Origin of the sequence: Bradyrhizobium sp. NAS80.1 (assembly GCF_001908205.1) — a bacterium.
Taxonomy (GTDB): Bacteria; Pseudomonadota; Alphaproteobacteria; order Rhizobiales; family Xanthobacteraceae; genus Bradyrhizobium.
Window position 1 is genome coordinate 1 of the sequence record NZ_LGHL01000123.1, and the last position, 24,078, is coordinate 24,078.

Genomic DNA, 24,078 nt, shown 5'->3' on the forward strand with positions numbered 1-24,078 from the left:
TGGACCGGTTGTTGCGCGGCCTGCCGCGCCTGCAGCGGCCCCGGCCGTGCATGCGCCGTCATCACTGTCGACGGCCACGCGCCCGTTCTCGACCCAGGCCCCGAAGGTGCTGCTGATCGGCTCCTCGACCGGCGGTCCTCAGGCGTTGATGTCGCTCGTCACCGAACTTGGCCCGGTGATCGATCGCTTTCCGGTGCTGATCACCCAGCACATGCCGCCGACCTTCACCACCATTCTTGCCGAGCATCTGGGGCGTTCGAGCCGCCGGCCGGCGAGCGAGGCGGTTGACGGCGAGCCGGTGAAGCCGGGGCGGATCTATCTGGCACCCGGCGGCAAGCACATGCGTGTCGCACGCAACGGCGCGGACGTGGTGATCGCACTCGACGACGGTCCCGCCGTCAATTTCTGCAAGCCAGCGGTCGATCCGCTATTCACTTCAGCCATCGACATCTGGCATGGCAACATCCTCTCCGTGATCCTGACGGGCATGGGCTCGGACGGCATGCGCGGCGGCAAGGACATCGTCGCGGCCGGCGGCAGCGTCATCGCGCAGGACGAAGCCTCGAGCGTGGTCTGGGGCATGCCCGGCGCGGCGGCCAATGCCGGCATCTGCGCGGCGATCCTGCCGCTCAACCAGATCGGCGCCAAGGTCAATCGCCTGTTCGCGGGAGACCGCTCGTGACGCCCACGGACTACGAGTATCTGCGCAAATTCCTGAAAGAACGCTCCGGCCTCGATCTGTCCGCTGACAAGCAGTATCTGATCGAGAGCCGCCTGTTGCCGCTTGCCCGCAAGGCGAGCCTTTCCGGCATTCCCGATCTCGTGCTGAAGATCAGGAACGGCGATGGTCGGCTTGCGACCGACGTGGTCGAGGCGATGACCACCAACGAGACCTTCTTCTTCCGCGACAAGATCCCGTTCGATCATCTGCGCGACACGATCCTGCCGGGCCTGATCCAGGCGCGAGCGGCGCGCAAGTCGCTGCGCATCTGGTCGGCGGCGTCGTCGACGGGGCAGGAGCCTTATTCGATCGCCATGTGCGTGAAGGAGATGGGCGCCGCCTTCGCCGGCTGGCGTGTCGAGATCGTCGCCACCGATCTGTCGCAGGAGGTGCTGGAGAAATCCAGCGCCGGCGTCTACAGCCAGTTCGAGGTGCAGCGCGGCCTGCCGATCCAGCACCTGATGAAGTACTTCACGCAGACGGGCGAGCTCTGGCAGCTCAATGCCGACATTCGCGCGATGGTGCAGTTCCGCCAGCTCAATCTGTTGCAGGACTTCTCCCATCTCGGCACGTTCGACGTCATCTTCTGCCGCAACGTGCTGATCTATTTCGACCAGGAAACCAAGGCCGTAATCTTCGAGCGGATGGCGAAGTGCATGGAGGCCGACGGCACGCTGCTGCTTGGCGCCGCCGAATCCGTCGTCGGCATCACCGATGCGTTCCGTCCCCTCGTCGACCGCCGCGGTCTCTATCAGCTCAACCCGGCGCGCTCCGGCCGTCCCATGGGCGGATTGATGCCACAGCCGTTGAAGGTCGCCGCAGCGAGGTGAGGACTCGTACCTCTCCCCGTAAGAACGGGGAGAGGGAGAAGACGTCACAAGATCGCATGCGGCAAGAAGCGCGAGTCGTTACCCGTGATCGGGCTCTCGTCCTCGCGGATCGACAGACCGCACGGCTCGTGATTAACCAGCCAGCTTCCGACCACCGGATAGACGCCTGAAAAGTTCGGCAGCGGCGACAGCGCCTGGCGCACGAATCCTTCCGCGCCGTAGGGGCCTGCGTGCTCGTCGAGCGGCATCCCGCCAGAGACCAGCGTGATATTGGCGCCTTCGCGCGACAGCAGCGGCTTGCGCACATAGGAACTGCCGAGCTCGGCTGCGCGCGGATCGTCCTCGAAGAAGGCCGGCAGCAAATTGGGATGGTTCGGAAACATGTCCCAGAGCAGCGGCAGGATGCCCTTGTTGGAGAGCACAGCCTTCCATGGCGGCTCGATCCAGCGCGTCGTCGCACCCGCGAGTTTTGCGCCGAAGGCGTCGTGGAACATCCATTCCCATGGATAGAGCTTGAAGACGAGCGCAATGTCGCGGTCGTCGAGATCGACGAAGCCGCCGGCCTCGTCTCGCCAACCGATCTCCTCGATGTCGAGCAGCGTGGTCACAAGCCCCGCCTGACGCGCGGTGTCTTCGAGGTAGGCCAGCGTGCCGGCGTCCTCCTCATTGTCCGTGGCGCCGGTGAGATGCAGATGGTGGCCGGCGCCGATCGCCTTCCACGCCTCGATCAACCGCTCGTGGATGGAGTTGAACTGATCGGAGCGCGACGGGATGATGCGCCGTTCGATTGCCTGTTCGAGCCAGGTCCATTGAAACACGGCGGCCTCGAAGATCGAGGTCGGTGTGTCGGCGTTGTATTCGAGCAGCTTGGCGGGAGCCTCGCCGTCGAACCTCAGATCGAGCCGGCCGTACAGGCTGCGGTCGTCGCGTTCCCAGCTCTCCGCGATCAGATTCCAGAAGGCTTCCGGAATTCCCAGTCGTCGCAGCTGGCGCTCGTCGCCGATCACGCGGCCGGCAAGCTCCAGGCACATCGCGTCGATCTCGCCGGTCGGGGTCTCGATGCCGCGCTCGATTTCGTCGAGCGTGAAGCCGTAATAGGCGCGCTCGTCCCAATAGCGCTCGCCGTCGATGGTGTGGAAGGCGAAGCCGCATCGTTCGGCGGTCTCGCGCCAATCATCGCGCTCGAGACAGGTGATGCGTTGCATGGGTCAGCCGCCGCCGTGGCCGCCATGGCCGTGACCACCATGGCCATGGCCGCCATGGCCGCCGTGGCCGTGCATGTGATGCAGCGTGCCGCCGAAGCCGCCATAGGTCGGACGGCAGTAGGGTTTGCCGCCGATGCCCGGAACACCTTCGAGGCCGGGGCCGCAGGGTTGTTCGCGTTTCACTAGTCCCATCGAGACCGCGCCGGCTGCGGCGCTGCCCATCAAAGTGAGCACAACCCTGCGCGAACGTTTCATCCCGCTTCCTCCCGCGCCGCTACCTAAGCAGAGCCGCGCGCGGCGTTGAATTCAAAGCCTAGCGTCTTAGCCGCCGCCCGAGAAGCCGTGTGCAAAGGAGCCGAAGCCGCCGCGCGTCACGCCACTCGAGCCTGAATCGGACGACGTCCCCGACGAGGAATGGCTGGAAGAGTCGCTGCTGAAGAAGCTCGATCGCGACGACCAGCGCGAGCTGCTGCTGCCGCCGCTCGAGGAGCTGCGGCTGGTGCTGCATGTCGTGCTCGTCTGCCCCGGCACAGCTCCGGGAGGAGGCGGATCGCAATTCTGCCGCGGCATCAGCGTGTAGGCGGTGCTGCCAACCGCGATCGTGCCCATCACCAGCAGGGCGACATGGCCGGAGCGCTTCACCGGCTCCTGTGGAGCCGCCGGCACCGGCGCCGGCCGGCGCTTGCCGAACTCCTTGGTGGGTTTGCCGGCCATGTCAGTAGATCATGCTGGCAGCGTTCAGCAGGCCCGCGGCGAGCGAGGACAGTCCGAGCCAGATTGCCGGGGCAAGCTCACCGGCGGCGATCCGTGCCGATAGGTTCGGCACCGGGACCTTCACGAGAAAGAACACGACGATCTGGACGATCAGCGCGATCATCGCCCAGATCAGGCAGTCCAGTACATTGGCCGAATGCGCGATCGCGCTCACCAGCGGCGCCACGAAGCCAAGCAGGCTGAGGCCGAGCGCGATCGCCGCGGCCGGATCGTTGTCGCGGATGAGCTGGAACTCGTTGTGCGGGGTGATGCGGGTATAGACGAACAGATACGCCACGATCGCGATCAGCCCGGTGCAGAAATAGACCAGGAAGGCGGGCAGGCCAGCGAGTGATTGCAGGATCATCGTTCCCCATCGTGCAGCGACCATTCGTCGGCAGGAGGAGGATAGCGGTTCAACCGCGCGAGGGCGACGAAGCCACCGTCGCGTCCCCAAAAAACAAAACCCCGCCATTTGCGGCGGGGTCCAGGCTGGGAGGAGCGAGCCCCTGGGGGCTCGCGATTTAACCCAAAGTCAGGCGGGGATACGTTCTTCGTGCTCGTGCGGCTCGCGCAGCACGTAGCCGCGGCCCCACACGGTCTCGATGAAGTTGCGTCCCTCGGAGGCGTTGGCGAGCTTCTTGCGGAGCTTGCAGATGAAGACGTCGATGATCTTCAACTCCGGCTCGTCCATGCCGCCGTAGAGATGGTTGAGGAACATTTCCTTGGTGAGGGTCGTGCCCTTGCGCAAGCTGAGCAGCTCCAGCATCTGGTATTCCTTGCCGGTCAGATGCACGCGCTGGCCGCCGACTTCCACCGTCTTGGTGTCGAGGTTGACGACGAGGTCGCCGGTCTGGATGACCGACTGGGCATGGCCCTTGGAGCGGCGCACGATCGCGTGGATGCGGGCCACCAGCTCGTCCTTGTGGAAGGGCTTGGTCATGTAGTCGTCGGCGCCGACGCCGAGACCCTTGACCTTGTCCTCGATGCCGGCGAGGCCGGAGAGGATCAGAATCGGTGTCTTGATCTTGGAGACCCGGAGCTGCTTGAGCACGTCGTAGCCGGACATGTCGGGCAGGTTGAGGTCGAGAAGAATAATGTCGTAATCGTATAGTTTACCGAGATCGACGCCTTCTTCCCCCCAAATCGGTCGTGTAGACGTTGAAGCTCTCAGACTTCAGCATCAGCTCGATCGACTGCGCGACGGCGCTGTCATCTTCAATCAGCAAAACGCGCATGCCAGTTCCCCATAGTCGCCGCTCCTGGGCGTCAGGTCGGCCGCATTCGCGGCACTCAACAAAACGCCTTTGAACAACTGATTCGGATCCTGACAACAGATGGTTAACAAACTCTGATTCTGGAACGCAAGTCCCCCCCGGTGCAATTTTTGTCGAATCGCCCTAAGGTCTTGCGCGCGAAGCAGCTTTTGTCACCCGATTCCGTTCAAGCTCCACTTTAAGAGACGGGCCTAACCGACTCCCGCGACTCGGCCTTCCTCTGAAAGGGAGTCGCGCTCAGTCACAAAGACAGTGACGCAATGATTAATGATGCGGGTAAACACGAAGTTAAGCGCCGTTCAGAAATGTGGCGAAACTTAATGCTTTCGCCATTAAGCCCTTAAGGATCTTAAGGAAAGCGCCCCTCATGAAGGCCCTCTTATGAAGGCTCTTGCCGAACAGATCGGCGATATCGACGGCGTCAACATTTTTGGGCGCGTGGTCGGCGTTCGCGGCCTGATGGTCGAAGTGGCCGGGCCGATTCACGCGATGTCGGTCGGCGCGCGGCTCGTGATCGAGACCGGTGCCAACCGTTCCATTCCCTGCGAGGTGATCGGCTTCTCCGGCAACAATGCTGTCGTGATGCCGTTCGCCGGCCTCGACGGTGTGCGCCGCGGCTGCAAGGCGGTTATCGCCAATGCCGCGAACCAGGTGCGGCCTTCGTCGGCCTGGCTCGGCCGCGTCGTCAATGCGCTGGGCGAGCCGATCGATGGCAAGGGGCCGCTACCGCAGGGTGCCTCGCCGATGCCGTTCCGCAACGCGCCGCCGCCGGCGCATTCGAGGAAGCGCGTCGGCGCGCCGCTCGATCTCGGCGTCCGCGCGATGAACACGTTCCTCACCTGCTGCCGTGGCCAGCGCATGGGTATCTTCGCTGGCTCCGGCGTCGGCAAGTCGGTGCTGCTGTCGATGCTTGCGCGCAACGTCGATGCCGCTGTCAGCGTCATCGGGCTGATCGGCGAACGCGGCCGCGAGGTCCAGGAATTCCTGCAGGACGACCTCGGCGAGGAGGGCCTGGCGCGCTCCGTCGTGGTGGTTGCGACTTCGGACGAGCCAGCCCTGATGCGCCGGCAGGCAGCGTATCTGACGCTCGCGGTCGCTGAATATTTTCGCGACGAGGACAAGGATGTCCTCTGCCTGATGGACTCGGTGACACGCTTTGCCATGGCCCAGCGCGAGATCGGCCTGTCCGCCGGCGAGCCGCCGACCGCCAAGGGCTATACGCCGACCGTCTTCACCGAGCTGCCGAAACTCCTGGAGCGTGCCGGCCCGGGCCTAGGAGAGGGTGCCATCACCGCGATCTTCACGGTGCTGGTCGACGGCGACGACCACAACGAGCCGATCGCCGACGCCGTCCGCGGCATCCTCGATGGCCATATCGTGATGCAGCGCTCGATCGCCGAGCGCGGCCGCTACCCCGCGATCAACATACTCAAATCCGTCTCCCGCACCATGCCGAAATCGGCCGATCCGCAGTTCTGGCCGACGATCCAGCGGGCGCGCCAGGTGATGGCGACCTATGCCGACATGGAGGAGTTGATCCGGCTCGGGGCCTACCGGGCGGGCTCCAGCCCAGAGGTCGACGAGGCGATCCGGCTGCACGAGCCGCTGGAGGCCTTCCTGCGCCAGCGCAAGGACGAAAATGCATCACTTGCGGACGGCTACCGCCAGTTGGCGCAAATCCTTGGTAACTTGGAAACGGAACGCTAACTTTGTCCGGTCATCATCCGATCCCACAGAGTAATAGAGCCGGTCTTGGCCCAGTCGGGCCTTTGGGGAGACCGGTGACGTCCCACGTGCAGCTAGGGGACTTCTGGGGAGTATGAGTCGATGAAGTCACGAGATACCCTCATCCGCCTGAAGAAGTTTCAGGTCGACGAGAAGCGCCGCCGGGTCACCCAGATCGAGACCATGATCGCCGACTTCCAGCGGATGTCGACCGATCTTGAACGCGAGATCACGACCGAGCAGGAGCGTGCCGGGATCAACGATCCCTCGCACTTCGCCTATCCGACCTACGCCAAGGCCGCGATCCAGCGCCGCGAGAACCTGACCCGTTCGGCCGACGAGCTGAAGGTCCAGCTCGACGAAGCCAAGGCCGCGCTGGCCGAGGCTTTCGAGGAACTCAAGAAGGTCGAGCTCCTCGACGAGCGCGACCAGGCCCGTGAACGCGCCGAAGAAAACGCCCGCGAGCAGGCCGACCTCGACAGCATCGGCCTGATGCGCGCCCGCATCGGCGCCGTCGCCTGAGGCGCTAGCCCCCAGACCGCCGAGAATTCGTAAACCCGGACCCGCAAGGTCCGGGTTTTCGTATTTGCTGTCCACAGTCTGGCGCGGCGCCCCTTGGTGGTCGGCTTTGTCGCGCGCTATGGTAGCGGGGTGCCAGGGTCTGCGCGGAAGCGTCGGGACCCGCGCGTTGGGGGGCTGAATGCTGACGCCAGCGGAGCTGGTCGGGTTGATTGAGGCGGTGGCGAAGGGCGATCAGGCCGCGTTCGAGCGCCTCTATGTCGCCACGCGCGCGAAACTCTATGGCGTCGTGCTCCGTATCTTGCGCCGACAGGATCTCGCAGAGGAGGTCATTCAGGAGACCTACGTCAAGATCTGGAACAGCGCGAGCCAGTTCAATCCGGCTCTGTCGTCGCCGATCACGTGGATGGCGTCGATCGCCCGCAACCGTGCAATCGACATCGTGCGCAAGAAGGCGGAAGCCTCGATCGAGGAAGAGCCTCAGGCGATGGAGGTTGCGGCCGACAGCCCCGATCCGCTGGCGCGCCGGGAGATGACCGAGGAGTTGAAGCGGCTCCTGGAATGTATCGGCCGGCTCGAGCCGGATCGTCAGAGGCTCGTGCTTCTCGCCTATTACAACGGCTGGAGCCGCGAGCAATTGGCGGAGAAATTCGCCGCGCCCGTCAACACGGTGAAGACGTGGTTGCGGCGCAGCATGTTGGATATCCGGGAGTGCCTCGGACTATGAGGGCCGGACTGGCGAGGGTGGTTCTGGACTGCAATTGATGGCCTACACGGAGGACCATATCGCGCTCGCCGCGGAATATGTGCTTGGCACGCTCGATGCCGACGGGCGCGCGCAGGTCGAGACCATGATGGCGGTGGACAAGGCATTCGCCGATGTTGTGCAGGCCTGGGCCTTCCGGCTCGGTGCCCTCAACCAGATGGTCGGCTCGGTCGAGCCGCGTCCGATCGTGTGGGAGAACATCAGGTCGGAGCTCGCGCGGACGACCTTTGCGCAGGAGCCGCCCGCGCTGCCCGAAGCCGCGCCGCCTTCGCCACCTGTGCCGGAGTTTTCCTCGCTCGATACTTCGCCGCCGGAGGCGCCATCGGAGGACGCGCAGCAACCGGAGCCGCAGCCTCCCGAAGCGGAGCAGCCCGAGACGGCGCGCCCGGCGCCCGATGCGCCCCCCCGACGTCTTGCCGATCTTCATGCCGCAGGTTCATGCGCCCGATCCGGAAGTCGCGCGCGCGCTGCAGGTGCCGGTCGTCGACAGCACCAACGTGATTGGGCTTGAGAGCCGTGTGAAGCGCTGGCGCACCATCGCATCCGCGCTTGGCGCGCTCGCGGCCGCGCTGCTCGTGACGCTGTCGCTTCAGATTTTCCAGCCCGACGCGCTGCCCGGCGCGCTGCGGCCTGCACCGCGCATCCAGACGGTCGAGGTGAAGACGCCTGCGCCGCTCACGGCGTCTTCGCAATTTGTCGCGCTGTTGCAGGGCCAGGGCGGCGGCGCGGCCTTCATTCTCACCATCGACGGTGCAACGCGGAATTTCACGGTGCGCAAGGTCGGTGCGACGCTGGAGCCCGGCAAGAGCTTCGAGCTCTGGCTGATCTCCGACAAGCTGCCGCGTCCGCGCTCGCTCGGCGTGATCGGGACGGGCGACTTCACCGCGCGTCCGGTGCTCGGCTCCTACGATGCCGACGTCGTCAATGGCGCCACCTATGCCGTCACCGTCGAGCAGGCTGGCGGCTCGCCCAACGGCCAGCCGACCTCGGCGCCGGTGTTTTCCGGCAAGCTGATCGAGACCGTACCGCCGTCTCAGCCACAACAGCAAGCCCCGGCGAAGAAGTAGTCGTCGTACGCGGATGAGCGAAAGCGATATCCGGGACGTCGGCTTCCGCATGTCGCTTTCGCTCATGCGGTTGCGAGCACGCGCAACCAGGCCTGATTGTCGCCATGGTCCATATCGCCGTCGCAATTCGACAAATCTCGCCGAATCCGCTCTTGATTTGAACCTCTCTGCAATTTGCGGCGTCAAATGCCCGGAATTTGAAGTCGGCCCCGTACGTTGCGGTGCCGCGGAGGGGCAAGAAATCAGATGGATGCAGCAAGGACGCCGGGCATCTTCGTCCACCAATATGCAGGGCTGCCGCACGGTCCCGCGTTCGAACATTGGCGCGAGCGGGCCTTCGGCTCCTGCGGCCTCGATATCGGGCCGAGCCATGGCGACAGCATCGATTGCCGGCTCCAGATCAGCGTGGTCGACAATATCGCGCTGGCCATTCCCGAAGGCGCCTCCGCGCAATATTCGCGCACGCAGGGCGGCCTTGCCGACGGCAGCGACGATCTCATCCTGATTGCTGCCCATGCGGGCCTCGTCCGCGTCGGGCAGAACGGCCACACCGTCGAGCTCGCGCCCGCGCAAATGGTGCTCGTCGACATGAGCCTCACCGGCACCGTCGGCCACACCGACGAAGATCGCTTCACCACCATCCGCATGCCGCGCCGCGCGTTGCTCGACATCAATCCGCGCGCCGAGGACAAGCTGTCGCGGGTGCTCTCCGACGGTGCAGTCGCCGAGACGATCTTCCGTTACCACGCGCTCGCCGCCAATCACGCGCCGCATCTCGACGCCGTCGGCCAACGTCTGACCGCACAGCACATGGTCGATCTCGTCGGCCTCCTGCTCGGCACCGATGCGGAGCATGCGAACCTGGCCCGCGGGCGGGGACAGGCGGCAGCCCGCCTCGATCTCATGCGCGCCGACGTCATGGCCGGGCTCGGCCGCAGCGATCTCTGCCTGTCCGAGATCGCAACGCGCTCGGGCCTCAGTCCGCGCCAGGCGCAGCGCTTGTTCGAGCAGGCCGGCACGACCTTCACCGAGTTCGTGCTGGAGCAGCGCCTGTTGCTGGCGCGAAAGCTGCTCGGCGATCCCCGTGCCCGGAGCCGCAAGATCAGCGACATCGCGCATTCCTCGGGCTTCTCCGATCTGTCCTATTTCAACCGCGCCTTCCGCAAGCGCTTTGGCGCGACGCCGTCGGAAGTGCGCGAGGCCTGAGCCGCTCGCCGCGGCCGCAACCGTGCAGGCGCCGCGGACCTATGGGGCGCAGTAGCCGCTATCGAGCGAGGTGATCTCGTCGTTCGTCACTCACCAGTGTCATCGTCAGCTTTGTGCGCACTTGCGCACTGGGGCGTTCGATCCAGTATTCCAGAGACGGTGAAGGGATACGGAGAAGCCGCGGCGTGCTGGATTTCCCGCCTTCGCCGGGAATGACAGCATTTGTGAAGGGATGCCCGGGCTGCATTTGCAGCGGAATCGTCACCCCAGACATGAGAAAGCGCCCGTGGGGGGCGGGCGCTTTCTGTAGTCGACTTGGGGTTGGGTCGTCTACATATCCACGTGGCGACTTTGGGGGGCTGGTAAAGAGCCGCGTGAATTCCTGAAACTCAAATCTCCTTAGCGAACGAGAGACGCGTTCGAGCTGGTGATAACGACCGGCTTGCCGGCCTTGATAACACGAGCCGACTGGGTCAAGCCTTCATCCGAACCCGTCGCTCGCGCCGTAATGCCGAGGCCCGCCACCGCGATCCCTGCGACCAGCGCCACGACCACAATCTTCACATGGGTCGAGCGATCTGCGCTGTAGATCGAGTGGTTCATGGAAGCCTCCTGCCGCCATCTACCCGAAGTAGTCTCCAGCCTGTTCGGCAGGTTCATGCTTCCGATGCCGATTAACGTAGTATCGGGAGGATTCGTTCCCAAGAGGTCATCACAAGAGCGTGAATGCTTGTGAAAAAACGCGATCTGAAGCGATCCTTGATCGTTCAATTATATAACTATTTCAATATTGTAATGTGCCTGCAAGGCGCCTTGCCTGCATTTGGTCGACAAGGTGCCAAGAATTCAAAAATCATTTGCCTGTGGCCGAAAAACACATGGCTTCTTAAGGCAAATCAGACGCTTCCGACCGTTTTCAACCTCGCCCTGGGGTGGATTTCAGCCTGCGACAGCACGGTGGTCTGGGCACGGAACCGCTCGACCAGAGAACGCACGAAGGGACGAATTGCCGCAGAGGTGACCAGCACCGGGGCCTCGCCCTCGCGCGCGGCGCGCTCGAAGGCCTCGCGTACGGCGGTCATGAACTCCGAAAGCTTCGAGGGCTGCATGGCGAGGCTGCGCTCCTCACCCTGGCCGATAATGGATTCGGCAAACGCCTGCTCCCAGCGCGCCGACAGCGCGATCAGCGGCAAATAGCCGGCGTAGGACGTGTTCTGCGCGCAGATCTGCCGGGCCAGGCGGGCACGGACATGCTCGACCATGGTGGCGGGATTGCGCGAGAAGGCCAGCGAATCCGCGATGCCTTCGAGGATGGTCGAGAGGTCGCGGATCGAGATGCGCTCGGCGAGCAGCAGTTGCAGCACGCGTTGGATGCCGGAGACCGTGACCTGTCCCGGAACGATGTCCTTGACCAGCTCGCTCTGCTCCTTCGGCAGCTCCTTGAGCAGCTTCTGCACCTCGCCGTAGGAGAGCAGGTCCGACATGTTGGCCTTGAGCAGCTCGGTGAGGTGGGTCGAGAGCACCGTCGCGGCGTCGACGACGGTGTAGCCCTTGAGCGAGGCTTCTTCCTTGAGGCTGGCGTCGACCCAGGTCGCGGGCAGGCCGAAGGTCGGCTCGGTGGTGTGGATGCCGGGCACCTGCACCTGACCGCCGCCGGGGTCCATGACCATGAACTGGTTCGGCCAGATCTTGCCGGTGCCGGCGTCGACCTCCTTGATCTTGATAATGTAGGTGTTGGCCTCGAGCTGGACGTTGTCGAGGATACGCACCGCCGGCATCACGAACCCCATCTCGATCGCGAGCGAACGGCGCAGCGCCTTGATCTGCTCGGTGAGGCGGTCGGTGCCGTCGGGCCCGTTGACCAACGGAAGCAGGGCATAGCCGAGCTCGATCTTGAGGTCGTCGATCTTGAGCGCCGCCGAGATCGGCTCCTCGGCTGCGGCAGCCCCGGGTGCTCCGGGCGTACCGGCTGCGGGCGCGGCCTTGGCGGCTTCCTCGGCCTTGACGGCGGTGCGCTTGTGGTTGCGCGCGTGCCAGGCGAGGGCGCCGGCGCCGGCGCCGAGCGCCAGGAAGGGGATGGTTGGAATGCCCGGCAGGGCGGCCAGCACCAGCATGACCGCCGAGGACATCGCAAGCGCCTGCGGATAGCCGGAGAACTGCTTCATCAGAGCCTTGTCGGCGGCGCCGGAAACACCGGCCTTGGAGACGAGCAGGCCGGCGGCGGTCGAGACGATCAGCGCTGGCACCTGGGTGACGAGGCCGTCACCGACCGTCAGCAGCGTATAGCTGCGCCCGGCATCGGCGAAGGAGAGGCCTTGCTGCGCCACGCCGATGATCATGCCGCCGACGACGTTGATGAAGACGATCAGGAGGCCAGCGATGGCATCGCCGCGGACGAATTTGGAGGCACCGTCCATGGCGCCGAAGAAGCCGCTCTCATCCTCGAGCTCCTTGCGCCGCTGCTTGGCGACTTTCTCGTCGATCAGGCCGGCGGAGAGGTCGGCGTCGATCGCCATCTGCTTGCCGGGCATGGCATCGAGGTGGAAGCGGGCGGCGACTTCGGCGATACGGCCCGAACCCTTGGTGATGACGACGAAGTTGACGATGATCAGGATGGCGAAGACGATGATGCCGATGACGAAATTGCCGCCCATCACGAAGCTGCCGAAGGCCTCGATGACGTGACCGGCGGCGTCGGTGCCCTCGTGCCCGTGGGACAGGATCAGGCGGGTCGAGGCCATGTTGAGCGACAGGCGCAGCATGGTCGAGATCAGGAGGATGGTCGGGAAGGCCGAGAATTCCAATGGCGCCTGGATGAACAGCGACGTCATCAGGATCAGGATCGAGAGCGTGATCGAGATCGCCAGGAACAAGTCCAGCACGATCGAGGGCAGCGGCAGGATCAGCACCACCAGGATGGTGAGGATGCCGAGCGCAAGCGCGATGTCGCCGCGCTTGAGGATGTTGACGATCTCGGTGAGGGAGGGGATGCCGGGCTTCGCTGCGCCTACGCCCTGTCCCGCGGTGACGTCGACCATGGTAGCTGCCTCCCCGCGCGATCGCCGGCCGCGCGCCCCAAACGTCTGCGCGGCGGCCGATGGGCCGCCGTTCCGAAAGTGAGGCACCGCACTGGCGTCCACGGGGGCTCCCGTTCTACGCGGCTGACGACACTCGACTTCACCCGGCAATTTTTGCCCGGTGTATGGTTAGCAAAGGGTTAACGAAGGGTGTGGCAGGAGGTGAGGGCGGGGTGTTCCGGGGCGGCTCGCAGAGCCGAACCCGGAATCTCGAGAGTCTCAGGTGCGCAATCGCGCACCAATGGTTCGATTCTGCGCATCGCCCCGTAATGGCGGATCAGGGAGGGCCGTCCCTACTTCGCCTTATCGATTTTGGTCACCGTGTACCCCGCCGACGCCTCCTCGGCCTCGAAGGTCACCTTGTCGCCGACCTTCACCAGCTTGAGCAGGGCGGGGTCCTTGACGCGGTAGACCATGGTCATCGGTTCATCCATGCCGAGGCTTTTGGCCGGGCCGTGCTTGAGCGTGATCTTGCCGGCACCCTCATCGACCTTTTTGACCTCGCCGCTGATCGCGGCACCCCCCGGCCGCCAAGGATCCAGTGGCAACGCCCACGGTCAGCGCGAGCGTCGCTGCGATGCGGATGATCCAGTTCATAAGAGTCTCCATTGCTTACTTGACGGTGACGTGGCCGACCATGCCGTAGTCGCGATGGTCGGGGATCAGGCAGGAAAATTCGAACGAGCCGGCCTTGGTGAATTTCCAGAGGATCTCGGCCGTCTTGTTCGGCGCGAGCCGCACCCCATTGGGATCGTCGTGCTCCATGTGCCGATGCTTCTTCATCACCTCCGCATGCGCGAGATTCTCCTTGGTGGTGGCGAGCAGGAATTCATGGTCCTCCTTGCCGACATTGCGCAGCACGAAGCGGATCTGCTCGCCGCGTTTGACCTCAATCCTGGACGGCTCGTAGTCCATCTCACTCATCGCGATCTCGATGGTGCGCGCCGGTTTCGTGGGATCGCCGGGCTCGCCGGCTGAGAAGGTCTCATGCCCATGCTTGTCGTGGGCAAAGGCCGGCGCGATCGAAAGCGCGGCCAGCGCCAGGGCGAGTTTGATGGTCCTCATCTTGTTCTCCAGTTGGTGGTTCATCGAAAACGCTCACATCTTCATTTTCTGCATCGGCGTGCCGGGCTGCCTCGCGGGCTCCGCGCTGGGTGCCGCGACCTCGTAGGCGACGGTGCCTTGGGGAAACTGGTAGGGGCCGGGATCGCGATAATCGTCGCGCGCCAGTCCCTCGCGGATCTTCATCACCGTGAACATGCCGCCCATCTCGATTGGGCCGAACTGGCCGGCGCCGGTCATCATCGGCAGCGTGTTGTCGGGCGCGGGCATCTCCATGTTGCCCATCGCCATGCCGGACTGGCCCATCACCATGGCGTCGGGCGCGAGCTTGCCGACGGCCTTGGCGAGATCCTTGCGCGAGACGCCGATCAGATTGCGCATGTCGTGCCCCATCGCATTCATGGTGTGATGCGATTTGTGGCAGTGGAACGCCCAGTCGCCGGGATTGTCGGCAAGCACGTCGAACACGCGCACCGCGCCGACGGGAACATCGGTCGTCGTCTCCGGATATTGCGCGCTCTCCGGAATCCAGCCGCCGTCGGTGCAGGTCACCGCAAAGCTGTGGCCATGCAGATGGATCGGATGATTGGTCATGCTCAGATTGCCGATGCGCACGCGCACCTTGTCGCCGAGCCGCACGGGCAGTGGATCGATGCCGGGAAACACGCGCGCATTCCAGGTCCACATGTTGAAATCGGTCATCTCGTTGACCTTCGGCAGGTAAGTGCCGGGGTCGACGAGATAGGTGCTCATCACGAAGACGAAGTCGCGGTCCACGGGCCGAAAGTTCGGATCGCGGGGGTGCACGACGACCATGCCCATCGTGCCCATCGCCATCTGCACCATCTCGTCGGAATGCGGGTGGTACATGAAGGTCCCGCTCTTCTTCATCTCGAACTCGTAGACGAAGGTCTTTCCCGGCTGGATGTGCGGCTGGGTCAGTCCGCCAACGCCGTCCATGCCGCTCGGCACGATCATGCCGTGCCAGTGCACACTGGTGTATTCGGGCAGTCTGTTGGTGACGAAGATGCGGACCTTGTCGCCTTCGACGGCTTCGATCGTCGGCCCCGGCGACTGGCCGTTGTAGCCCCACAGATTCACCTTCATGCCTTCGGCGAACTCGCGCACCACGGGCTCGGCGACGAGGTGGAATTCCTTCCAGTCGCCGTTCATGCGGAAGGGCAGCGACCAGCCGTTCAGCGTGACGACTGGACGATAGTCCGGGCCGTTGGCGGGATGCAGCGGCGGCTGCATCACGGCCTTGTCCATGTGCGGCGCTTCCGGGATCGACGCGGCCTGCACGCGGCCCTGAATCGCGGATGCGCTGACAAGCGCGGCGGTGCCCAGGAATCCTCGGCGTGAGAACATGTTGGCCTCCATCAGTGGCCGCCATCGGCAGGCGCTGCCGCGGCGATGGTGGTCGGATTGTCGCTGTCGCCCGCCGGCAAACCACCGCCGTTGACGGCGGTCTGCAGGTCGGACTGCGCGAGAAAGAACCTTTGCCTGGCGTCGATCGCGCCGCGCAGCGATGCCAGGCGTTGCCGCGCCTCGGTCAGCAGCGCGAAGATGTCGACCTGCATGCTGGAGAAGCGGAGCTGCATCTCCTCGGTGATGATCTTGCGCAGTGGCAGGATCTCGCGCTGGTAGTGGCTCGCGATGTCGTAGGTGGATCGGTAGGTGCGATAGGCGTCGCGTGCTTCCGAGCGAACGTTCACCGCTCGTTCGGTAAGGCGATTGAAGGCGAGGTTGTAGGTCTCTGCCGCCTGCCGCACGCGCACCTCGCCGCCGTCGAAGATCGGGATCTGGAATTGCACGTCGAAACCACTCTCGCGGAACGGCGGGCCCTCCGGATCCTTGGTGCGGCGGGAGATGCCGGCGAGATCGAGCAGCGTCACGAACCGCGTCGCCTCGGTGAGGTTCAGTGACTTGGCTAGCGCCGTCAGCTCCAGCCGCGCGATCTGCAGGTCGATGCGATGCGCCACGGCATCAGCCTCGATCGAGGGCAATGCCTGCGGCCGGCGTGGCAATGGCGGCAGTTGATTGGGCAGACGGAAGTCGAGGCCGACATCCCAAAGACCCATCAGCCGTGCCAGCTTCTCGCGCGCGCTCGTCGCCGCCTGCCGCGCGGTGGCAAGGTCGGCTGTGGTTTCGGCGTAAAACACCTGCTCTCGCGCCTGGTCGAGCTTGTTGAGCGAGCCGGTCTCGCCGAGCTTCACCGCAAGCTGTGCAGTCGATTCCGCTGTGGATTTCGCGTCCGTGAGCAGCACCACCATCTCATTGGCGGCGACGGTGCGGACATAGGCGCGCCGCACCTCAGTGGCGAGCCGCAGCGTGGCCAGTGCCGCGCGCAATTGTGCCTGACTGAAGCGGTCGCGGGCGATGTCGGAGCGGAATGGCAGGGTGGCCAGCGCGAGGATGTCGCCGACCACCTGGCGCTCGATTTCGCTGGCGCCATTGCCTGATATCCGCGAGATCGAGAACACGGGATTGGGCGGCAGGCTCTGCTCGACGAGATCGGTCTCGGCCAGCGCCAGCTCATTATAGGCCGCTTGCAGCCCCTTGTTGTTGAGCAGTGCGATCTGCACGGCGGTCTCTGCGGTCAGCGGCCGCGATAACAGCTGGCGAACGCGCACGTCGACCGCGCCGGCCCCCTCGGCCGTTCGGACGAAGGCGACGTCCTTGTGAATGGATTGGCTCGTCAGCTCCGAAACCGCATTCATGCCGCTGTCGGGAGAGAACGCAGCGCAGCCGGAGAGGCCGATCGAGGCGAGAGCGAGCAGGCTCCGCGCGAAATGATGTGCCACGGCGCGCTCCTATCGGTCTTGCCGGGCGGGCGGCGCGACACCGTCGTTGCGCTCGCGCCATGACGCGGGCGTCGCAGGCCGCAGGCTGTTGTAGGGCGTGATAGTTGAACGATAGCCGGCGCGCGCGACCCTCGCTGCCGGATCGGCCGGATCCACGCCGGCCATTTGTGTCGTTGCCGGCATGCAGCCAGACAACGCCAATGCAGTTAAGGCCAGCAGCGGCCAATAGAATCGAAAGTGTCCTCCACGCGCCGCGGATGCGGCGGCGGACTTCGCCCCGGAAAGCGTAAGCATGATTTATCCCTGATCTGTCTGAAGACCACAGGCGCGCGTAGATGTGCGCTCGGCCTGACGTCGTCGTGTGTCAGATCAGGCGATGGGAGGGCGGTAGAGCAGGGGCGGCGGTCCGCTGTGCAGGCTGGCTACGATCTCGGGCGAGCAGGCGGAAACCGGCTGAACCGGCTTGGCGACAGCAGATAGATCGGCCGGCAGCGCGCTCACGCACATCATCGCGCAACACGGGCCAGCCTTGCCCTTGCCGTCATGGTGGTGGACCGGTGCGTCCTGCGCGGCAGCTTGGTGATGTGCGTGCATTCCCGTGTGGTCATGCGACACGTTGCCATGCAGGTGGTCGGCCTGCATCTGGTGATGCGCCGGCACGAGGTCGGCGAGCACAAGGTCATCGCCAAGGCATGGCGCTGGACCACTGCCCCAGGCAAGAGCTGCGGCCGGCGCAAGGACGCAGAACAAATAGGCGAGGGCGACAAACCGCCCCACCCTGATCCGCATCGATCGCGTCAATTGCAGCAACATTCCGCCGACATGCTCTTTGCGCGCGGCAATGTCGCACGCGCGGATTGCAACCTAATTGCAAAGCGGCGTTTCGCCAAGCTCTTCTTACCGCAGTGCACAGCGCATGCCCATTATCGCGGCACGATGCTTGACCGCGCGGCGATCAGCGAACATGGTCCGGCCCGTGCACGCACCAAATCATCCAGGACAGAGACCGGCCTCCTTCACCCCTGATTCCCGTCAGGCGTGGGTGCGGCTCGTCATTGCGCTTCTGATCGGTTCGATCGGAGCCGTCGGCATGTGGGCGATCGTGGTGGTGATTCCCGTCGTGCAGGCTGAATTCGGCGCCACGCGCGGCGCAGTGTCGCTGGCCTTCACCCTCATGATGTTCGGTTTCGGCCTCGGTGGCGTGATCGCCGGCAAGGTCACCGACCGTTTCGGCATCGTGCCGGCGATGGCGATCAGCATCGCCTTCCTCGGCGTCGCCAATGTGCTGGCGGGATTGTCGACCCACCTCTGGCAATTCGTGGCGGCCTATTTCCTGATCGGGCTCGGCACCTCGGCAACTTTCGCGCCGCTGATGGCGGAGGCCTCGCATTGGTTCGAGCGCTATCGCGGGCTGGCCGTGACCATCGTCGCGAGCGGCAACTATGTCGCCGGCACGATGTGGCCGCCGATCGTGAGTTGGGGCATGCAAACCGCGGGCTGGCGCACGACCCATATCGGCATCGGCATCGTTTGCGCCATTCTGATGACGATTCTTGTGCTGGTCCTGCGCATGCAGATGGGCCACGACAAGGTCCGCGACCACGCCAACGCGCCGCCGCCGCGCGTCGATCTCAAGCTCTCGACCAACACGCTGACCGTGCTGCTCTCGATCGCCAGCATTGCCTGCTGCGTCGCCATGGCGATGCCGCAGGTCCACATCGTCGCCTATTGCGGCGATCTCGGTTATGGCGTGGCGCGCGGCGCCGAGATGCTGTCCCTGATGATGGCCTGCGGCATCGTCAGCCGGATCGGCTCGGGCTACCTCGCCGACAAGATCGGCGGCATCCCCACGCTGCTGGTCGGGGCATTGGCGCAAGGCTTTGCGCTGGTGTTCTATCTGTTCTTCGACAGCCTCACCTCGCTCTATCTGATCTCGGCGATGTTCGGCCTGTTCCAGGGCGGCATCGTGCCGAGCTACGCCATCATCGTGCGCGAGGCGATGCCGGCGAGCGAAGCCGCAACGCGCGTCGGCATCGTGGTTTTCGCCTCCGTGCTCGGCATGTCCCTCGGCGGCTGGGTGTCGGGCGTCATTTTTGATGCGACCGGTTCGTATGCCGCGGCGTTCGCCAACGGCGTCGCCTGGAACGCGGTCAATGTCGGCATCGTCCTGACGTTGCTGATCCGTTCGCGGATGAAGGTCGTGAAGGCGAGGCCGGAATACGCCGCCTGAGCGCGACGGGATTCGATACGAGGCGTATCGGCTCCCCAGCTCGCACTGACCGAGTGTGTTGCTCCGACGCGGCGGCGTCGATTCTGGCACATCCGCGCGCGCGGCTACCGCTTCCGCTTTGCAGCCGGCCTCGCCGGTTTGGCAGCGCTCGACTTGACCTTGCCGGCCGGCTGCACGCGCAATCCGTCGACGAACACGTCGAGCATGCGCAGCACCGACGATTGCCAGCCGGGCTGGTCGTGCATGTAGCACATGCCGACCAGGGCCCTGAGCAGGTCCTCCGGGCTGACATCGCCACGCATCTGGCCGGCAGCGACCGCGCGGTCGAGCAGCGAGCCGATCGCCTTGGTCAGCCGGTCCATCGAGAACGCCGCGAGCTCCGACGTGCTCTGGAACGTCAGCGCCAGCGCGGCCGACATGCCTTTTTTGGTGGCAACGAATTCGACGTTGGAGCGCAGCCAGCGCCGCAGCGCCTCGACCGGGTCCTTTGCATTCTTCAACTGCTCGGCGAGCTCGCTGAGCTGCTCGACCTCGCGCCGGTAGACTGCCTCGAACAAATCCTCGCGCGTCGGGAAATGGCGGTAGAGCGTGCCGATGCCAACGCCGGCGCGTTTTGCCACGGCCTCCAGGCTCGCCTCCGGACCGCCGGCGTTGAACACGGCTTTCGCAGCCTCAAGCACGCGCTCGCGATTGCGCACGGCATCGGCACGCGGCTTGCGGGTCTGGTCGGTGTGGTCATCCATGCCAGCAATGTAGATCACGAATTGGTTAGATTGAACCCATGCAGGGCTGCACCGCGTTGTTTGCGCACGGGCTTTTGACGGATTCCAATATTTTCCCGGCGGCCCTTGTTAACCGGAGGGATCCTCCGTATATCCGCTGACACGTCGGCCGGATCATGTCCGAACGGCGCGATATCGACGGCGGCCACGTCGGTGGCGCGCCGCACGATCACTCATGTCCATATCTGATCGGAGCCTTGTATGAACCACTCCATCAGCCTCACCGTGAACGGTGCGCGGCGCGAATTCGTCCTCGACGATCCGCGCGTGACGCTGCTCGATCTCCTGCGTGAGCGCCTCCATTTGACCGGAACCAAGAAGGGATGCGATCGCGGCCAATGCGGCGCCTGCACCATTCTCGTCGACGGCAAACGTATCAATTCCTGCCTCGCGCTCGCCATCAGCCATGACGGCGCCAACATCGTCACCATCGAAGGCGTCGCGCGCGGCGACCAGCTTCATCCGGTGCAGGCCGCCTTCATCGCCCATGACGGATTTCAGTGCGGCTTCTGCACGCCCGGCCAGATCATGAGCGCGATCGGCATGATGCGTGAAGCCCAGGCCGGTAGCGATCCCGAGCGCATCCGCGAATGCATGAGCGGCAATCTCTGCCGCTGCGGCGCCTATGCCGGCATCGTCGATGCCGTGCTCGAAGCGCAGGCCGGCATGGATGAATCCAATCAGAGGCGCTCCGCATGAAACCGTTCGATTACGTCAGGCCTGCCACGGTCGCCGAGGCGGTCGCCGCTGCCGCGCAGCCGGGTGCGACCTATCTCGCTGCCGGCACCAATCTGCTCGATCTGATGAAGGGCGGCGTCAGCCGTCCGGATCGCCTCGTCGATCTCACGCATCTTGAGGGCCTCGATGCAATCGAGCGCCTCGCCGATGGCGGCTTGCGCATCGGCGCGCTCGTAAGCAATGCGGATCTTGCGCATGATCCAGAATTCGCAAAGTCCTATCCGGTCGTCGCCGAAGCCCTTCTTTCCGGCGCATCGGCGCAACTGCGCAATGCCGCCACCGTCGGCGGCAATCTTCTACAACGGACGCGCTGCGCGTATTTCTACGACACCGCCAGCCGCTGCAACAAGCGCGATGCCGGCAGCGGCTGTGATGCCCGCGGCGGTGAGAACCGCACGCACGCCGTGCTCGGCTGGAGCGAGAACTGCATCGCCACGCATCCATCGGACTTCTGCGTGCCGCTGGTCGCGCTTGGCGCCATCGTCGAGATCGAGGGCAAGAACGGCCGGCGCGAGATTGCGCTCGACGAACTGCATCGCCTGCCCGGCGACACGCCGGAGCGCGACTCGGCGCTCGAGCACGGCGACCTGATTGTCGCAGTCCGCCTGCCGCCTGCGGCGCGCGGCTTTGCCGCACATGCGCGGTATCTCAAGGTTCGTGAGCGCACGTCTTACGCTTTCGCCATGGTCTCGGCCGCGGCCGCGTTGCGGATAGAGAACGGCAAGATCAGCGAAGCGCGGCTTGCGCTCGGCGGCGTCGCCGCAAAACCCTGGCGCGCCCGTGCCGCGGAAGACGTGCTCAGGGGCGTCGCGCCCACCGCAGATGTCTTCCAGGAAGCCGCATGGCGTGCACTCACCGACGCGAAGCCGTCCGGCGACAACGCCTTCAAGATCGCGCTCGCGCGCCGCATCGTCGTGCGCGCGCTGACCCTCGCTGCCGCCGGTACGCCGGCGCGTATGCCGGCGCTGCCGGCCTCACCCTTTGCCTCGACGTCCGGAGCCATTCATGCCTGAGCTCAACCTGACCAGCGCGCCCGCCCACCTGCGCCACGGCTCGAACATCGGCCAGCCGCTGACCCGCCGTGACGGCATCCTCAAGGTCAGGGGGCAGGCGACTTACGCCGCCGACAATCATCCGCCGGGTATGCTGTTTGCGGTGATGGCGGTCTCCAGCATCGCGCGCGGCCGAGTGACTTCGCTCGATGTCACTGCCGCCAAGTGCCATCCCGGCGTCGTCGACGTCATGACGCCGGACCACAAGCCGCCGCTCGCGATCGATCCTGAAATCAAGACCAACCCGTTCGTGTTCCGGATGGAGGTGTTGCAGAGCAATGAGGTCCGCTACGCCAACCAGCCTATTGCCGTCGTGATCGCCGAAACTTTGGAGGTGGCGACGGAAGGCGCGGTGCTGCTGGCGCCGCGCTATGAGACGCTGCCTGCGCTCGTTGGCCTGGATGCCGGCGAGAGCTTCGTGCCGCCCGTCGTCGGTGTCGGCAACCCCACCGAAAATCACCGCGGCGATGTCGAGGCGGGCCTTGCCTTGGCCGAGAAGCACATCGAGGCGGTTTACGAGACGCCGCCGCAGTATCACAACGCAATGGAGCCGCATGCCATCGTCGCCGCCTGGGACGGCGACAGTTTGCAACTCGACATGCCTACCCAGGGTCTCATGCTGTCGCTTGCGCGCGTTGCCGAATTGTTCGGTATCGCGCACGACAAGATCCACATCCGCAGCCCCTTCCTCGGTGGTGGGTTCGGCTCGAAGGGATTCATGGCCGGCCCGCAAGTGCTCGGCGTCATGGCCGCAAAGCTGGTTCGCAAGCCGGTCAAGCTCGTGCTGCGCCGTGAGCAGATGTACGGTCCGGTCGGCCATCGCGCGCCGACGCGTCAGCGGTTGCGTATCGGCACGGACGGCGAGGGACGTCTCACCGCCCTCGATCACCACGCCAGGACCGTCTCGAGCACGTTCGACGACTTCTACGAGCCCGCGGCCGACGCCTCGCGCACGCTTTATGCGGCTCCTGCGATCCGCACCTCGCATGACGCTGTGCGCGTCAACACCGGCACGCCGCTGTTCATGCGCGCACCCGGCGAGGCGACCGGATCGATCGCACTCGAAAGCGCGATCGACGAGATGGCCTGGGCCTGTGGCATCGATCCGCTCGCCTTCCGCCTGAAGAACTACGCCGAGGTCGAGCCGATGACCGGCAAGCCCTTCTCCTCGAAGGCGCTGCGTGCCTGCTACGAGCAGGGCGCGGCGCGCTTCGGCTGGTCAAAGCGGTCGCTGCAGCCACGTCGGATGCGTGACGATTCCGGCCTCCTGGTCGGTTGGGGCATGGGTACTGCGACCTTCCCGGCGCTGATGTTCCAGGCCGAAGCGCGCGCGGCGATCCGCCGCGATGGTCGCGGCGCGATGGAAATCGGCGCGCACGACATGGGGCAGGGCGCCTGGACGGCGCTCGCCCAGATCGCGGCTGATGCGGTCGGTCTCGATATTGACCGCGTCGAGTTCAAGGCGGGTACATCAGACCTGCCCGATGCCGGCATTGCCGGCGGCTCGGCGCACACGGCGACCGCCGGTGCTGCGATTCACAGTGCGGGCGCAGCCGTCATCGCCAAGCTTGCCGATCTCGCAACCGGTGACGAGCGGTCACCGTTGTTCGGCGCCGGCAATGCCGGCGTGATTGCGCGCGACGGCAGGTTGATCCGTCGCGACGACGAAAGCCGCAGTGAGAGCTATGCCGAGATCCTCGCGCGTGCCGGCGTCGCCGAGGTCGAAGCCCGCGGCACCGGCGCGCCCAATCCTGCTGCGATGGAAGAGTATGCGATGCACGCGCACGGCGCGGTGTTCGCGGAGGTGAAGGTCGATCCCGAGCTCGGCCAGATCCGCGTCACGCGCATGGTCGGCGCGTTCGCGGCGGGGCGCATCGTCAATCCGCATCTGGTGAAGAGCCAGCTCTTCGGCGGCATGATCTGGGGCATGTCCTTCGCGCTGCACGAGGAAGCCATCACCGACCGCCGCAGTGGCCGGATCATGAATGCCAATCTCGGCGAATACCACATCCCGGTGAATGCCGACGTGCCGCCGCTCGACGTGATCACGGTCGAGGAGCACGATCCGCATGTGAATGCGCTTGGCATCAAGGGTGTCGGCGAGATCGGCATCACCGGCAGCGCCGGCGCAGTTGCCAACGCGGTCTGGCACGCGACCGGCGTACGTGTCCGTCGCTTTCCGATCCGGATCGAGGAGTTGCTGAAATAGCTCTGATGCTCGTCATGCTGCCGCGTGCTGCGGCAGCATGACGCCTTCGCCGGTC

General features: G+C 65.0%; 23 protein-coding genes and 3 pseudogenes. 12 read left to right on the forward strand and 14 right to left on the reverse strand.

Annotation, left to right across the window (positions count from 1 at the left end; genetic code table 11):
• Together AC629_RS26410 and AC629_RS26415 are read left to right on the forward strand one after the other, a co-directional pair.
• The coding region (locus AC629_RS26410) for a chemotaxis protein CheB (protein ID WP_283847833.1) at positions 1-682 on the forward strand (682 nt) is incomplete at its 5' end.
• On the forward strand, positions 679-1,551 hold the full coding sequence (locus AC629_RS26415; protein WP_084807848.1) for a CheR family methyltransferase: 873 nt from the start codon (positions 679-681) through the stop codon (positions 1,549-1,551). The genes AC629_RS26410 and AC629_RS26415, both read left to right, overlap by 4 nt.
• A 44-nt stretch (positions 1,552-1,595) precedes the next feature.
• Here the strand turns inward: AC629_RS26415 and AC629_RS26420 are convergent, their stop codons facing one another.
• The 5 genes and pseudogenes from AC629_RS26420 to ctrA all read right to left on the reverse strand — a co-directional run bounded on the left by AC629_RS26420 (position 1,596) and on the right by ctrA (position 4,747).
• Positions 1,596-2,756 carry a glutathionylspermidine synthase family protein gene (locus tag AC629_RS26420; protein ID WP_084807849.1) on the reverse strand — a complete coding sequence of 387 codons (1,161 nt, stop codon included), beginning with the start codon at positions 2,754-2,756 and terminating at the stop codon, positions 1,596-1,598.
• A 3-nt stretch (positions 2,757-2,759) separates the two neighbouring features.
• Positions 2,760-3,011: a hypothetical protein gene (locus tag AC629_RS26425; RefSeq protein ID WP_084807850.1), complete on the reverse strand. Its 252-nt coding sequence runs from the start codon at positions 3,009-3,011 to the stop codon at positions 2,760-2,762.
• Between the two features lie 66 nt (positions 3,012-3,077).
• On the reverse strand, positions 3,078-3,470 hold the full coding sequence (locus AC629_RS26430; RefSeq protein WP_084807851.1) for a hypothetical protein: 393 nt from the start codon (positions 3,468-3,470) through the stop codon (positions 3,078-3,080).
• 1 nt (position 3,471) lies between these two features.
• Positions 3,472-3,876 carry a DUF350 domain-containing protein gene (locus tag AC629_RS26435; RefSeq protein WP_084807852.1) on the reverse strand — a complete coding sequence of 135 codons (405 nt, stop codon included), beginning with the start codon at positions 3,874-3,876 and terminating at the stop codon, positions 3,472-3,474.
• A gap of 168 nt (positions 3,877-4,044) precedes the next feature.
• Positions 4,045-4,747: pseudogene (ctrA, locus tag AC629_RS26440) on the reverse strand (response regulator transcription factor CtrA).
• Positions 4,748-5,167: 420 nt separating this feature from the next.
• Here ctrA and fliI point away from each other — a divergent pair.
• From fliI to AC629_RS26465, 5 genes and pseudogenes are all read left to right on the forward strand, one after another.
• Complete coding sequence (gene fliI / locus AC629_RS26445) at positions 5,168-6,493, forward strand: flagellar protein export ATPase FliI (protein ID WP_084807853.1); 1,326 nt, start codon at positions 5,168-5,170, stop codon at positions 6,491-6,493.
• A gap of 120 nt (positions 6,494-6,613) precedes the next feature.
• Entirely contained in the window at positions 6,614-7,033 is a 420-nt protein-coding gene (gene fliJ / locus AC629_RS26450) for a flagellar export protein FliJ (RefSeq protein WP_084807854.1), read from the forward strand.
• A gap of 178 nt (positions 7,034-7,211) precedes the next feature.
• Positions 7,212-7,757: a sigma-70 family RNA polymerase sigma factor gene (locus AC629_RS26455; RefSeq protein WP_084807855.1), complete on the forward strand. Its 546-nt coding sequence runs from the start codon at positions 7,212-7,214 to the stop codon at positions 7,755-7,757.
• A gap of 37 nt (positions 7,758-7,794) precedes the next feature.
• Positions 7,795-8,863, forward strand: a pseudogene (locus tag AC629_RS26460) (anti-sigma factor).
• A gap of 246 nt (positions 8,864-9,109) precedes the next feature.
• Positions 9,110-10,069 carry a helix-turn-helix transcriptional regulator gene (locus tag AC629_RS26465; protein ID WP_084807857.1) on the forward strand — a complete coding sequence of 320 codons (960 nt, stop codon included), beginning with the start codon at positions 9,110-9,112 and terminating at the stop codon, positions 10,067-10,069.
• Positions 10,070-10,468: 399 nt separating this feature from the next.
• Here AC629_RS26465 and AC629_RS26470 read toward each other — a convergent pair whose 3' ends face one another.
• From AC629_RS26470 to AC629_RS48985, 8 genes and pseudogenes are all read right to left on the reverse strand, one after another.
• On the reverse strand, positions 10,469-10,672 hold the full coding sequence (locus AC629_RS26470) for a hypothetical protein (protein WP_084807858.1): 204 nt from the start codon (positions 10,670-10,672) through the stop codon (positions 10,469-10,471).
• Positions 10,673-10,965: 293 nt separating this feature from the next.
• Positions 10,966-13,107, reverse strand: coding sequence for a flagellar biosynthesis protein FlhA (gene flhA / locus AC629_RS26475; RefSeq protein WP_084807859.1), 2,142 nt, complete (start codon positions 13,105-13,107; stop codon positions 10,966-10,968).
• 332 nt (positions 13,108-13,439) lie between these two features.
• A pseudogene (locus AC629_RS26480) lies at positions 13,440-13,743 on the reverse strand (copper-binding protein).
• A 15-nt stretch (positions 13,744-13,758) separates the two neighbouring features.
• Positions 13,759-14,211 carry a cupredoxin domain-containing protein gene (locus tag AC629_RS26485; RefSeq protein WP_168195586.1) on the reverse strand — a complete coding sequence of 151 codons (453 nt, stop codon included), beginning with the start codon at positions 14,209-14,211 and terminating at the stop codon, positions 13,759-13,761.
• Between the two features lie 33 nt (positions 14,212-14,244).
• On the reverse strand, positions 14,245-15,576 hold the full coding sequence (locus tag AC629_RS26490) for a multicopper oxidase family protein (RefSeq protein ID WP_084807911.1): 1,332 nt from the start codon (positions 15,574-15,576) through the stop codon (positions 14,245-14,247).
• Positions 15,577-15,587: 11 nt separating this feature from the next.
• Positions 15,588-17,012 carry a TolC family protein gene (locus tag AC629_RS26495; RefSeq protein ID WP_084807861.1) on the reverse strand — a complete coding sequence of 475 codons (1,425 nt, stop codon included), beginning with the start codon at positions 17,010-17,012 and terminating at the stop codon, positions 15,588-15,590.
• 9 nt (positions 17,013-17,021) lie between these two features.
• Complete coding sequence (locus AC629_RS48980) at positions 17,022-17,306, reverse strand: hypothetical protein (RefSeq protein ID WP_084807862.1); 285 nt, start codon at positions 17,304-17,306, stop codon at positions 17,022-17,024.
• 75 nt (positions 17,307-17,381) lie between these two features.
• Positions 17,382-17,606: a hypothetical protein gene (locus AC629_RS48985; protein ID WP_245332004.1), complete on the reverse strand. Its 225-nt coding sequence runs from the start codon at positions 17,604-17,606 to the stop codon at positions 17,382-17,384.
• A gap of 27 nt (positions 17,607-17,633) precedes the next feature.
• Here AC629_RS48985 and AC629_RS48990 point away from each other — a divergent pair, with 27 nt between their 5' ends.
• Together AC629_RS48990 and AC629_RS26510 are read left to right on the forward strand one after the other, a co-directional pair.
• Positions 17,634-18,038, forward strand: coding sequence for a hypothetical protein (locus tag AC629_RS48990; protein ID WP_245332005.1), 405 nt, complete (start codon positions 17,634-17,636; stop codon positions 18,036-18,038).
• On the forward strand, positions 17,977-19,242 hold the full coding sequence (locus tag AC629_RS26510) for an MFS transporter (protein ID WP_084807864.1): 1,266 nt from the start codon (positions 17,977-17,979) through the stop codon (positions 19,240-19,242). Before AC629_RS48990 ends, AC629_RS26510 begins: the two co-directional genes overlap by 62 nt.
• 104 nt (positions 19,243-19,346) lie before the next feature.
• Here AC629_RS26510 and AC629_RS26515 read toward each other — a convergent pair whose 3' ends face one another.
• A complete protein-coding gene (locus AC629_RS26515; RefSeq protein WP_210419113.1) occupies positions 19,347-19,985 on the reverse strand; it encodes a TetR/AcrR family transcriptional regulator in 639 nt (212 codons plus the stop codon).
• Positions 19,986-20,225: 240 nt separating this feature from the next.
• Here AC629_RS26515 and AC629_RS26520 point away from each other — a divergent pair, with 240 nt between their 5' ends.
• Genes AC629_RS26520 through AC629_RS26530 form a run of 3 tightly spaced genes read left to right on the forward strand, consistent with a single transcriptional unit; the run spans position 20,226 to position 24,023 of the window.
• Positions 20,226-20,723, forward strand: a complete 498-nt coding sequence (locus AC629_RS26520; RefSeq protein ID WP_084807866.1) for a (2Fe-2S)-binding protein — start codon at positions 20,226-20,228, stop codon at positions 20,721-20,723.
• Positions 20,720-21,775, forward strand: coding sequence for an FAD binding domain-containing protein (locus tag AC629_RS26525; protein WP_084807867.1), 1,056 nt, complete (start codon positions 20,720-20,722; stop codon positions 21,773-21,775). The genes AC629_RS26520 and AC629_RS26525 overlap by 4 nt, the downstream gene beginning before the upstream one ends.
• A complete protein-coding gene (locus AC629_RS26530) occupies positions 21,768-24,023 on the forward strand; it encodes a xanthine dehydrogenase family protein molybdopterin-binding subunit (protein WP_084807868.1) in 2,256 nt (751 codons plus the stop codon). The genes AC629_RS26525 and AC629_RS26530 overlap by 8 nt, the downstream gene beginning before the upstream one ends.
• Positions 24,024-24,078: the final 55 nt, after the last annotated feature.